Source organism: Streptomyces sp. NPDC048416 (assembly GCF_043200435.1).
In the GTDB taxonomy this organism is placed as follows: Bacteria; Actinomycetota; Actinomycetes; order Streptomycetales; family Streptomycetaceae; genus Streptomyces.
On the sequence record NZ_JBICXU010000028.1, the window covers coordinates 64192 to 76989 of the forward strand.

At 69.5% G+C, this 12798-nt stretch carries 6 protein-coding genes; 4 read left to right on the forward strand and 2 right to left on the reverse strand.

All coding sequences use genetic code 11. The annotated features are described in order from the left end of the window. Nucleotides 1–220: 220 nt before the first annotated feature. The 4 genes from ACGFW5_RS27885 to pglZ all read left to right on the forward strand — a co-directional run bounded on the left by ACGFW5_RS27885 (nt 221) and on the right by pglZ (nt 9832). Entirely contained in the window at nt 221–631 is a 411-nt protein-coding gene (locus ACGFW5_RS27885; RefSeq protein WP_393837048.1) for a hypothetical protein, read from the forward strand. Between the two features lie 8 nt (nt 632–639). Continuing rightward, entirely contained in the window at nt 640–2757 is a 2118-nt protein-coding gene (locus ACGFW5_RS27890; protein ID WP_393837049.1) for a tetratricopeptide repeat protein, read from the forward strand. A gap of 281 nt (nt 2758–3038) precedes the next feature. Continuing rightward, the gene (locus tag ACGFW5_RS27895) at nt 3039–6935 is read left to right on the forward strand and encodes a phage resistance protein (RefSeq protein WP_393837050.1); all 3897 of its coding nucleotides are present in this window, start codon (nt 3039–3041) and stop codon (nt 6933–6935) included. Then, on the forward strand, nt 6932–9832 hold the full coding sequence (gene pglZ / locus ACGFW5_RS27900; protein WP_393837051.1) for a BREX-2 system phosphatase PglZ: 2901 nt from the start codon (nt 6932–6934) through the stop codon (nt 9830–9832). The genes ACGFW5_RS27895 and pglZ overlap by 4 nt, the downstream gene beginning before the upstream one ends. 6 nt (nt 9833–9838) lie before the next feature. Here the strand turns inward: pglZ and ACGFW5_RS27905 are convergent, their stop codons facing one another. Next, a complete protein-coding gene (locus tag ACGFW5_RS27905; RefSeq protein WP_393837052.1) occupies nt 9839–10885 on the reverse strand; it encodes a CBS domain-containing protein in 1047 nt (348 codons plus the stop codon). Then, complete coding sequence (locus tag ACGFW5_RS27910; protein ID WP_393837053.1) at nt 10882–12699, reverse strand: DUF262 domain-containing protein; 1818 nt, start codon at nt 12697–12699, stop codon at nt 10882–10884. The genes ACGFW5_RS27905 and ACGFW5_RS27910 overlap by 4 nt, the downstream gene beginning before the upstream one ends. Nucleotides 12700–12798: the final 99 nt, after the last annotated feature.

Here is a 12798-nt window from a genome sequence, read left to right on the forward strand (position 1 = left end):
CCCCCTCGATCGCTCGGGAGGCTTCACTGTAACCTGCAGTGGCCTGGCCTGGCCATGTGTCAGGACAGCTCGGCGAGGGTAATGGCGAGGATTGGTTCAACCGTGTCTCATGTCGCTCGGAAGCGGAATGATATTGATCGGAAAGAAAATCATGCCAACGCCTGGCAGGCACGTTTTTTCTGCTGTGCTCTCGGAAAACCAAGTGAACGGAGGGTCGGCTGTGGACCCGGAAGCGGCATCACTCGCCCAGAGCGCGGGAACCACCTTGGTCACGTTGATGGCAACAGACGCCTGGCAGCGTACGCGTGACGGTTTGACGCAGCTCTGGCGTCGGATGCAACCCGAACGGGCCGAGAACGTGGCCGCCGAGTTGGAGGCAGGCCGCGAGGACGTGCTGGCCGCGGTGGCGGCGCACGACCAGGAGACGTTGGACGAACTGCGCCTGCAGTGGCAAGGGTTCGTACGGCGCCTGATCGTCGCCCGGCCGGCCGCCGCCGAAGAACTGCGCAGGCTGCTGGACGAACTCGACCCCGGCGGCTCGGTGGCCCGGCAGGTCACGCAGCACGCCACCGCTTCCGGCCAGGCCCGGGTCTACCAAGCGGGACGAGACCAGCACATCGCAGAGCGATGACGGGTGGGATGGACGGTCACGCCGAGGACCGTGGACGGGTCTTCCAGGCATCCGGTGACCAGCACATCAACGAACACCACCACTACGGCGGTCGCGGTCCCGAGCCCAGCGGCCCGGACTCGGTGCGCCGCCCGGCGGTCGGGCGGCCTCCCGTCGTACTGCGTGATCGCAGCGAGGTGATGGAACGGCTGCGGGCGAGCATCGCGGCAGGAGGCGGCGGTGAGGTCTATGTGCTGTACGGCATGGGCGGCTCGGGCAAGACGGCGGTCGCGTGCACCCTTTTCCAGGAGGTTGCCGGTGAACAGAGCCGGGCAGCTCTGTGGGTCAACGCCGCCGACCGTGCCGGCCTGCGCGGCGGCATGCTGGCCGTGGCCGCCGACCGTGGGGCGAGCGACGGCGAACTGCTGGCCGCACGCAACGGCCTCCGTCCCGCGGCCGATCTCGTCTGGCGATACCTCGACCGCTCCGCCGAGCCCTGGCTGTTGATCCTCGACAACGCCGACGAGCCGGAGATCCTGCGGGACGGCAGCTGGCTGCGCACCAGTCCACGCGGCATCGTCGTGGTGACCACACGCCGAGCGGCGGCCCGCTGGTGGCCGGGGGCTGAACTCCAGCACATCGGCGTACTGCCACGGGAGGACGCCGCACTCGTGCTGCGCGATCTCGCCCCGCACAGCGGTACGACGGAGCAGGCGGCGCGGATCGCGGACCGGCTCGGGCGGCTGCCCCTCGCCCTCACCCTGGCCGGAGGCTTCCTCTCGCACCAGGTGCTCGACCCCTGGACGATGGATGCCTACGGCCATCATCTCGACGGAGACGGACGGGTGCAGTTGATCGACCGCGGGGCCGACGCCCTCTGCGAACCGGACCCGCGGCATCTGGTCGGCCTGACATGGCAGCTGACCCTCGACACGTTCGAGGCACGCGGGCTGCCCGAAGCGGCGGCCCTGCTCAGACTGCTGGCCCGGTTCGCCGCCGAACCCCTGCCACTGGCCCTGCTCGCCCATCACGACATCGGGGTTGTCGTTCCCCGGGCCCGTACGGAGACAGCTCTGAGGGCCCTGCTCGACCAGTCGCTGTCCGAACGGATCGACGTCGTCGGCATGCGGTGCGTACAGAGTCACGGCATTCTGCTCGACAGTGTCCGCGCGGCGACCCCCGGCGAACTGAGGCCCACTCTCGACACGGCGGCCGTCCGACTGCTCGACGCGGCCGTACCCGGCGTACCCGACGCCGGCCCGCACGACCCGCGACTGCGCCTGCTGGTACCTCATGCGCTGGCCCTGCTCCGGCGCGCCGGTGAGCCGTCGGTCGCAGCCGACGCCCTGGTTGTGGCGACGCGGTTGTCCGTCGCTCTGCACCGGACCGGTGACTACCTCTCGGCCTGGGAAACCTCCCGAACCGCTGCGGACCTCGCGCAGCGACTGCTCGGCGCGGACGACCGTATGGTCCTGGCCGCCCGTTCCAGGGCCGGGCGGGCGCTGTTCCGGCTGGGCAGGTTCGCGGAGGCCGAGTCGTTGCTCCATGGTGTCCGTACCGTCCAGGAGGGCCTGTTCGGAGCCGACGACACCGACACCCTGGACACGGCCTACGGCCTTCAGCTCGTGCTGGCGAACCTCGGGAGACGAGAGGAGTCGCTCGCGTTGCTCAGCGCCACCGTCGCCGGTCGGACCGCGGCGTTGGGCCCCGCGCATCCGCTGACCCTGCGCGCCCGTGCCAGTCTGCTGGAGATGCTGTCCGCAGCCGAGGTGGTCACCGAGGAAGGCGGTGCACTGCTCTCGTTGCCTTCGGAATGCGACCGGCTCCTCGGCCCCGATCACACGGTGACCCTGGGAGCCGGACACAACCACGCGTGGGCGCTGTACCTCCTGGGCCGGTTCGACGAGGCCGACAGCGAGATCCGACTGGTCAACGAAGCGTATGTGCGCCGCTTCGGGCCGGAGTACCCGATCGTGCTCGCAGCACGGCAGCTGTTCTCCCGGACCCGGGCCGCGCTCGGTCATGTGGATGAGGCGATCGAGGTGATGACCGACGTCGTCGCACGGCGGGAACGCGGCTTGGGCCCCGAGCACCCCTTCACGGTGGCGGGCCGGCAGCTCCTGGACACCTACCGGTCGGGCCGTTGACGTGACGGTGTGTGTCGGCACGGGGCCGACGGCCTCATGTTTCGTGGCCAAGGGGGTGAGGGCCGCCGGTTGATCCATCGGTATGAAGCGGGTATACAGCGCAAGGGGGAGCAAGCGCCTGCCCGGCGCCGGACGCTTCCGTGCGGGTGGGCAATGGCCCCGCCCTCGCTGTGGCCGGTCGGCTCCGCTGTCCCCGCTGGTCGGCCGAACAGGCAGCGGACATCCCGCACGATTGAGGACGAGCGGTGGCGGAGGCCACCAGATGGAGAGTGTGACCGGTAATGGCCCAGCAGCCACCCCTCCTCCGCGATGTCATCGACATCAAGGAGAACATCTCCACCTCGGACTTCGTTCTGTCCCTCGCCGAGGCGACGACACCCGAGGGTGCCCAGAACGCGCTCAAGGACTACGTCGTCACCGAGCGGCTGCTGGAAAACTTCGACGAGTCGCTGGCGCTCATCAAGTCCTCGCTCGACGGTCACCGCTCCAAGGCGGCCTACCTGCACGGCTCGTTCGGTTCCGGTAAGTCGCACTTCATGGCCGTGCTGTACGCGCTGCTCAGTGGCGAGCCGAGCTCCCGCGCCCGTACCGAGTTCGACCCGGTGCTCACCAAGCACGAGTGGCTGACCACGGACGGCAAGAGGTTCCTGCTCGTTCCGTACCACATGCTCGGCGCGAAGGCCCTCGAACAGCGGGTGCTCGGCGGGTATGTCACACACGTCAAGAAGCTGCACCCGCAAGCCCCGACCCCGCAGGTGTACCGGACCGATTCCCTCTTCGCCGACATCCGGGCGAGCCGTGCCACCTACGGTGACGAGGCGGTCATCCGTGGCCTGGGCGGTGGTGACGCGGACGATGACGAAACGGACGAGTGGGGCGAGGGCTTCGCCTGGACACCGCAGCTCCTCGACACCGCCCTGGCCGCCGAGGAGAACCATGAGGGGGGCACCCCGCTCAACCTCCGTGATCCCTCCGCCCCGGCCGAGCTGCGCGCCAAGCTGGTCAACGACGCCAGCACCAACCTCTTTCCCGGTTTCGCCAAGAACGCCGCCGAGGACGAGCACGGCTTCATCTCCCTGGACGCCGGTCTGTCCGTCATCGCCGAGCACGCCAAGTCCCTCGGCTACGACGGACTGATCCTGTTCCTGGACGAGTTGATCCTCTGGCTCGCGACCCTGATTCACGAGCAGAAGTTCGTGGCCCGCGAAGCCAGCAAGATCACGAACTTCGTGGAGGGCGGCGACGCCCGACGCGCCATCCCCGTCGTGTCGTTCATCGCCCGCCAGCGCGACCTGCGGGAACTTGTCGGCGAAGAGGTGTCCGGCGCGGCGGAAGCCTCCATCCAGGACACCCTGAACCTGGCCTCCGGCCGATTCGACAAGATCACCCTGGAGGACCGCAACCTCCCGCAGATCGCCCACGCGCGCATCCTCAAGCCGAAGGACGCCGAGGCGGAACGGCTCGTCGAAGCGGCCTTCGAGCAGACCAAGCGGGTCGGCACCCAGGTCTGGGACACCCTCCTCGGCTCGGAGAAGGGCACGACCGGCGCGGACGCGGAGTCGTTCCGGCTGACGTACCCGTTCTCGCCGGCGTTCATGGACACGCTCGTCCACATCTCCTCCGCGCTGCAGCGTTCCCGTACCGGTCTGAAGCTGATGGGCGAACTCCTCGCCGACCACCGAAACGAGATCCGCCTCGGGCAGCTCATCCCTGTCGGCGACCTCTACCCCGTGATCGCCAAGGGCGGTGACAAGCCGTTCACCGACAGCCTGAAGGTCGTCTTCGAGGCTGCCGACAAGCTGTACAAGACCAAGCTGCGCCCTTACCTTCTGAGCTCGTACGACATCACCGAGGACGACGTCGAGCAGTACGTCAACCGGTCCGAGGCCATGACCGACCCGCAGCGCGTCAACCGCTGCCGGCTGTTCGTCGGCGACAACCGGCTCGTGTGCACCCTGCTGCTGTCCGCGCTCGCGCCCAGCGTGCCCTCCCTGACGGAGCTGACCATCCGGCGGCTCGGCGCCCTCAACCACGGGTCGGTCCTCGCGCCCATCCCGGGCGCCGAGGTCGGCATCATCAAGAACAAGGTCGCCGAGTGGGCGGCCAGATTCCCCGAGATCAAAGAGACCGGCACCGACGCCAACCCCGGTGTACGGCTTGAGCTGTCCGGCGTCGACGTCGACTCCGTCATCGCCAACGCTCAGGTCAACGACAACCCCGGCAACCGGGTCGCGCTCGCCCGGCGTCTCCTGTCCGAGGAACTGGGCGTCGAGCACGGTCAGTTGAGCGATCAGCTCGGCTTCGTGTGGCGCGGCACCTCCCGCACCGCCGAGATCGTGTTCGGCAACGTCGCCGATGAGGACGAGCTGCCCGACCACGACCTGATGCCCCAGCAGGACGGCCACTGGCGGATCGCCATCGACCTCCCCTTCGACGAACGCGAGTGGGGTCCCGTCGACGACGTCAACCGCATGCAACGGCTCCGTGAGCGCCAGCAGGGCGAGCGGTCCCGAATCGTCGCCTGGCTGCCTGCCCATCTGTCCGCGCAGAGGTTCGCCGATTTCCGGCGTCTCGTCGTCATCGACAAGGCCCTCGCCGACGAGCACCGCTTCGACACCCAGTACGCCGGCCACCTCAACGCCGACAACCGCAGCCGTGCCAAGGGCCTCCTCGAAACCCAGCGTGAGGCTCTGCTCAAGCAGGTCAAGGGTGCCTTCAAGCAGGCGTACGGGCTCGCCCAGAAGCAGGCCGCCGACGTCGTGCCCGACTTCGACGACCACCTCGTCCCGTTGCCCGACGTGGACGGCCTCACCCTGTCCTTCGGGCAGAGCCTGCACGACGGCATCCGGCATGTGGCGGGCAAGCTGCTCGCGCACCAATATCCGGCGCACCCCGACCTCGACCCCGAGGGCATCGCGGTCAAACAGGTTGACGCCGTCAAGCCCGCCGACGCCAAAAAGGTGTTCACCCACGTCAGGGCAGCCGCCGAAGCGCGTGATGGACGCGTAGAGGTCCCGGCCGCCGAGCGCAGGCTCATGCAGCGGATCGCCGGGCCTCTGCGCCTCGGGCAACAGAAGGAGGCGTACTTCGAGCTGTCCCGCTATTGGGCCGACCACTTCCGCCGGCTCGCCAGTTCCCAGGGCGTCACCGGGGACCTGTCCCTGATCACCCTGATCGACTGGATGGACAAACCCGACCCGCGCGGCTTGCCGGACTTCCTCGCAAGGCTCGTCGTTGCGTCCTTCGCCGAGATGGACGACCGGGTGTGGGTGCGCGGCGGCACCGTACTGGACCCCGCGCCGGAACTGCCCGCGATCAAGGACCATGACGCGCTGCGCAGCCAGCCGCTGCCCGCCGAGTCCGACTGGGACACGGCACGGCAGCGCTTCGAGACGGTCTTCGGGCAGAAGGCGCCCGCTCTGTGGCGCGGCCGGATGGTCAATCAGTTCGCCCGCCAGATCATCGAGGCAGCCCGTGCCCACCGGGACCACGCCGCGGACCTGGTCCACCAGTTGGAGGCCCATGGCTCCTTCCTCGGACTCGACCAGACCGCCGACACGGGACGGCTCGCGCTCGCCCGCCGCTCCCTGCAGCTGCTGGACGCGCTGACGGCGGAGGCGGGCAAGGGCGCGGCCGGGGCGAAGAAGACGGTGGAAATTCTCGCCTCCTTCGATCTGGGGGAGACCAGCGCCGATCGGTACGGGACCTCCATCAAGCAGGCCCACAGCGTCGCGGAGGCCGTCGCCTCGGCGCCCTGGAGCACCCTCGAACTCGCCGCCGGACTCGGCCCCGAGGGCGCGGCACTGCTCGACTCGCTGCGTAATGTGGCCCGCGACGACCAGCGCACCGCGGACCTGCGCGACGCTCTGACCCGTACCCAGCGCGAGGTCGTGGCCCTGGTGAAGCGCAGCCAGGCCACCGCCACCCCGCCTCCTCCCGTCGCGTCTCAGCCCACGGCCGACGACCTGTCCCTGAACACGCCGACCAGCGACCCGCGCATCCCCTACGCCCCGCAGGAGACACCCACGCCGGCTCCCTCCGGCGGCTCGGCCCGGACGGCCGGCGGCCGCCGTACGACCGTGGCACGCGCTGCCGTCGACCTCCAGGCAGAACTGTCCGAACTGGCCGTCCGCCATCCCGACGCGACCATCGAGATCACCTGGAAGGTCGTCGAATGACGGAGACCGTCGCCGCCCCCGGCGCCGTCCGACTGAACACCGCGACCGTCACGCAATACCTGTCCGGGCAGTCCTCCCTGGCCGCCTCCCTGACCGGAGACGGCAAGGGCAGGCGTCGCGTCGTACTGCTGCGGTCCGCGCCCCAGTGGGACGGGCCCGCCGAAACGGCCTGGGGTGAGGGCTGTACGGCCGGTGTCGCGGTGGCTCCCTCACCACTCGCCGTCCACGAACTCGTCCTGGACCACCTGACGGGCCGGCGCCCCGGCCCCGCCGTTCTGGTGGTCCTCACCGGCCGTGAGCAGAGTGAACTCGATCCGGCGATCACCGCCCGCGTCCACAAGCAGCGCATCGACATGGTCGACAGCTGGGACGTCGTACGGGAGGCGTTCGGTGCCCGGCAGATCGACCCTCGCCTGAAGGACGTCAATTGGGCCGCCGAAGCCCTGCTCGACGCCTCCCCGCCCGGAGGCTGGCCGGCGGTGCCCGGAGGCTGGCTGTCTCGGCAGTACGCCCTCACCGCACTGGCCCAGCGTCGCCTGCGCCTCGCCCGCCACGACACCGAGGGCGGCATGCGACGCCCGGGCGAGGACCGGATCGACGCACAGGCCCTGTTGCACTGGTCGACGCGACCGGGAGCCTCCGAGCGGCTGCTGGCCCTGCGAGGGCCCGAGCGCGCCGGGCTGACCGCCTTCCTCGGCGAGGAGGACCAGGCCGGTCTCGCCGGACGCGCTCTGCTCGCTCTCGTCGACGCGGAGCGCGGCTCGGACGCCGTAGCCTTCGGGCTCGTGTGCGCGGCCCTGTGGCAGCATGCCGAACCCGCCCCGCAGACGTATCAGTGCCGGGGCCGTGCCGAACGCTACTTCGGTGACCAGCCGCCGGCTGCCGGGGAACAACTCGATTGCCTGGTGGGCGCCTTGGGCCGGTTCGCCGAGGAGTATGTGGGCACGCTGCTGACGGCCGGACACCGGGTCGGTGGAGTTGACGGCGACCAGGCTCGCGAGGCGCGCCGCACCACCGGCATCGTGCTCGACCGGGCGGCCGTGCTTGCCCGCCAGTTCGGCGCGGAGGCGGCCGTCGTGGCGAGCCCCGTCCTGCGCGCAGGACTGGAAGCCAGGTTCACCGCCGTCGGTCATGCCCTCGCCGCAGGCGATGCGGCCGTGGCAGCGCAGGCCGTGCGACGGCTCGCGGAGCACAGGCTCGCCGGCGATCCGGAGGAGTCCGCCCGCACCGAGCGCGCCCGCATGGGACAGCGTCTCGCTCTCTGGCTGGCCACCGACCCGTCGGCCGATTCCCCCACCGTCGCCGACGCCATACAGCGGCACATCACCGAGACCGGCTGGGCCGACTGCGCACTGGAGCACATCGAGGCCGGTGGCGACCCGGACTCCGTTCTCAAGGCAGCCTACGATTTCCTCGGCACGCGGGTCAGGGACCGGCGGCGGCGGATCGACGCGTCCTTCGCGCGCCTGCTGGCCGGCTGGACGCAGGACGGCAGCCGGCCCGGAGGCATGCTCACCGTCGAGACCTTCCTCGACCGGGTGGTGGCGCCCGTCGTCCGGCGCGGGGAGGAACGGCGAGTGCTGTTGCTCGTGCTCGACGGCATGAGCGCGGCCATAGCCAACGAACTCGGCGAGGAACTACGCCGTTCCTGGGCGGAGTTCGACCCGCTGGCCGACGACACACCGCGTCGGCGGGCGATGGCCGCCGCCCTCCCCACCGTGACCGCCGTGTCCCGGACATCGCTCTTCGCAGGCGCGCTGATGAAGGGCACCCAGGCCGATGAAAAGAGGCTCTTTCCGGCGCTGAAGCTCTGGGGCGGGACGCCGGCCGCCGTCTTCCACAAGGACGACCTGCGCACCGCGACCGCGGGTGACGCCTTCGGCCCGGCACTCACGGAAGCCCTCACCGACGGCCGGACCCACGTCGCCGTCGTCCTCAACGCCATTGACGACCGCCTCGCCAAGGAACAGAAACTCGGCGACGGTGCCTGGCGGGTCGACGACGTACCCGGCCTGCGCGACCTGCTCCGGGTGGCAGCGGCCCAGGGTATGGCGGTCATCGTCACCAGCGACCACGGCCACGTCGTGGACCGGCACGGAACCAAGGCGGACGCCACCACGGAGCCCGCTTCGGCCCGGCACCGCCTGCCCGGCGGGCCGATCGGCGAACGGGAGATCGGACTTTCGGGGCCGCGCGTGGTCTGGCCCGAGCCCGGCGCGTCCATCGTCGCGCTCTGGGACGCGGACTCCCGCTATACCGCCCTCAAGGCCGGCTACCACGGCGGTGCCTCCCTTGCCGAATGCACCATCCCGGTGCTCGCCTTCCTGCCGTTCGGCGCCGAACCGCCCAAAGGCTGGCGGGAGTTGGGGGACCAGCGGCCACCCTGGTGGGCTCCGGAGGAGGCGGGCAGATCCGCATCGGGCGACCGTTCGGCTCAGACAGGCGTCGTGGCAGCGAACAAGGCGACGGCCAAGCCCCGCAAGAAGCAGCCCGAACGCGCGACGCCGCCCGACGCACTCTTCGACGTGGTGCTGACCGCCCAGGGAGACGACGCCTTGCTCACGCCGACCGCCGTCTCTCGGACCCAGTCGCTCGTGACTGCGCTGCTCGACTCGGAGACGTATCAGGAACAGCTCAACGCTCTGGCACGCAAGCCGCAGCAGGAGCAGGTCCACAAGGCCCTCACCGCCCTGCTCGACGCGGGTGGCACCCTGCCCGTGACCGCGCTGGGCCAGCGTGCGGGCATGCCCGCCACCCGGAGCGACGGCTTCGCCGCGGTCCTGCGACAGCTCCTCAACTACGACGGCGTACAGGTGCTGGAGACGCTGCCGGACAGGCGCACGCTACGGCTCCACGAGTCGCTGCTCGCCGAGCAGTTCGCCCTCCGGGTGGCCTGATGCGCCTCAGGCCACGAATGCCCGCAGCAGCTTCGCGAATGTTGTCAGCTCGTCGATCATCTCGCGGGGAAGCGGCTTCTCGTCGAAGTGGGCGATCCGGTTGCGGATGTCCTTCACCCGCTTCAGGCGGCCGATGAACTGCTCCCTCGGCATGTTGGCCCACTTCAGCGCTTTCCAGTTCGCGTCGGCACGTTCGGCCAGCGCTGTCTTCGTCTGCTCGCCGTCAAGGAGCTTCAGATAGTCGCCGAACATGAGGTCGGAGACGAGGCCGGTGCGGTGCTCGGGCTTCTTGTTCGTCTGGACGGCTTTGATGGTGTCCTCGTCCAGTGCCGCGCCCAGGCAGCGGCGCAGCAGGGACTCGATCTCCCCGACGATGAAGAAGGGCCGTGCCGCGCCCTCGAAACGGTCCGTGACGTCCGCTGCGGTGACCAGGCCCGAGAGACAGCCGTCGTCACCGCGCACCAGGAGGTAGCCGTGTTCGCGGAGGACCGGCAGGGCGGAGAAGAACTCCTGGCGGGTGTCGGCGACCGGGAGGGAGTCCTTCTCCATCGCGTTGTCCAGCGTCGGCTGCTTGCCCGCCTCGTACATCTTGGCGACGGACCCCCAGGTGACGACCCCGTGGATCTGCGCCATGCCGGTGGTCACCGGGACCTGCGCCACGCCCTTGGTGCGCATCAGGAACGTGGTCTGCGGCAGTGGCGTACCGGGGCCGACGGACACCAGGCCGCGCCGCGCCGAGGGGATGTCCCCGAGCAGCAGTCGCTGCGGAAGAGCGGCCGAGGGCAGAGCCTCCTCCGACTCGTCCTCCTCCGCGTCGACCGGGGCGAACTGCGCGGGGACGGAGGCGAGCGGCACCACGTCGACGGTGCTGCGCTGGCTGCAGACGGCGAAGTCCGGCAGCGTCGTCAGCCCGGCGTCCGTGAGCGCCTGCGAGATACGGTGCACCGTCCGGTGGTCGCGGACCCTGACCTGGAACAGGTCGAGAATGTCCTGCACGGGCACGGTCCTGCCCTTGAGCGCGGCGAGGTCCTGCCCGCTCGGTGGGGTCGTCATCGGGCGTCGCCCTCCGCGAAATCACGGAGCATGGTCCTCTTGCCCATGGCGGCGTGTACGAGATCCTGCAACTGCTTGGAGCGGTCGTTGTAGAACCGCACGTAGTCGTTGTCCCGGAGTGCTTCCGGATCGGTGAGGTGGGTGGCGAGTACGTCGTCGAACCACTCGGGGCGCATGTCGCAGGCGGCGACCATGGTGGACAGATAGGACGCCGGCGCACCGGTCATATCCATGGCCGCGCGGTAGGACAGAGGAGTCTTGTTCACGATGGAGTTCGTGGGCAGGCCCTGGCTGTTGCCCCGCCGGAACCAGGCCTTGGGGAAGATCTGCCGGACGTCCACGCTGTACTCGTCGAGCCTGCCGGGGTTGAGAGGGCTGTCCGTGTAGTGCCAGTCCACCGCGCCCTGCTTGATCAGCAGGGCGTAGATGCCCTTGTAGGCGGCGCTGTTGCGGGTGGTGAGGCTGTCGAGGCGGTCAGCGAAGAAGAACGCGTCCGTGACGGTGTCGGGCGCCCGGTCGTCCTGCGCGATCCAGGGGACGAGCTGCTCGACGTCACGGGTGAAACGAGTCTCGGTGGAGCCGCCGTACATTTCGCCGAGGACCCCGCACCAGTACCACTGCTCGGTCTTTTCCTCCGCTCCCAGGCTGTCCAGCGCCGTGTCGAGAATCGCGCGGACGGCTGCCAGCGGGACGAGTTGCGTCTTGTACGGCAGGTCACTCGGGCGGACGATGCACTGCCGCTCCAGGAAGTCGCCCACCCAGGCGAAGGCGTCGGCGAGTTTCGGCGCCAGCCGGACGAAGTCGGCCAGCGGGAGGTCCAGCAAGTCCCGGCGCTTGCACGACACCGTCGCCCCGGTGCCCGCCTGCTTTCGCTCCCAGGTACGCACCAGGGCGATGGCCTGCAGGAAGTCGATGCTGCTCAGCCCGTTCTCGAGGCCGCTGTCCAGGCGGCCGAAGACCGGGTACTTGGCCGTCAGCCCCCGCTTGATCTCCCCCCAGGCCTTGGGGAGTTGGTAATAGTCCCCGGTCCGGTCCACGTAGTCGCGGTCCCCGGCATAGGTCGCGGTCAACAGTTCGAAGACGTTCAGGGGCACACCACCGGTGTTGACCCGCTCGAACACCGCACAGACAGCGTCCATGGAGGTGGCGGCGGCCAGCCGGATCATGGGGACCTGGAAGGCACGGATCTGCTGCAGGACCGCCTCGTCGAACTGGCCCCACAGACCCCAGTTCTGCTTCTCGTCCGCCTTGATGTACGACATCATCCACTGGTTCACGCGCTGGGCGTCGAAGACGCAGTGCAGCGGGAACAGTCCGGCCGCACACTCACCGTCCATGGTGCTCAGATCCAGCACCACCGTGCGGTTGAAGTCGGCACGGAGCACCTTGTCCGCCGGGACGGACAGGATGGCTTCGTCACGGTCCACGGACGGGCCGACGGCCTTCGCGATGTCGACGTAGTACCAAAGCTCGATGGGTTTGCCACGGGCGTCCGCGGTTTTCACCGGGGCGTCCAGCCACAGGGCCTGGAAGAGGGAGGTCAGACGCTGCTGTCCGTCCAGCAGGAGGAGGTCCGCGGCCGGATCCCCGTCGGGGCGTGCTCCGGTGAGCGTCCGGGAGCGGAATCGGGTGGCGCCTCCGGTCTGCAGCGTCATCACCACGCCGAGCGGATAGTCCAGCGTCACCGTCGCGATGATGGCGCGGATCCGGTCGTCGTCCCACTTCCAGTTCCGCTGAAAGTCGGGCAACTGTAAGGACCCCGACGCCACGTCGGCGAGCACGTCCTTCAGCTTGACATTGTCGAGTGCCGCCACGTTCGTCCCACTCCCACCCTGGTGTATCTACGGAGAGTGATTCCAGCAGCGTCTCCGGGCGACCGTCAACCGATTCAACGAAGTGGACGCCCCCCCGGG

Excerpts from the sequence above, each read along its gene's own strand:
- ACGFW5_RS27905 (WP_393837052.1), bottom strand. The coding sequence starts at position 10,885 with ATGACGACCCCACCGAGCGGGCAGGACCTCGCCGCGCTCAAGGGCAGG.
- ACGFW5_RS27895 (WP_393837050.1), top strand. The coding sequence starts at position 3,039 with ATGGCCCAGCAGCCACCCCTCCTCCGCGATGTCATCGACATCAAGGAG.
- ACGFW5_RS27890 (WP_393837049.1), top strand. The coding sequence starts at position 640 with ATGGACGGTCACGCCGAGGACCGTGGACGGGTCTTCCAGGCATCCGGT.
- pglZ (WP_393837051.1), top strand. The coding sequence starts at position 6,932 with ATGACGGAGACCGTCGCCGCCCCCGGCGCCGTCCGACTGAACACCGCG.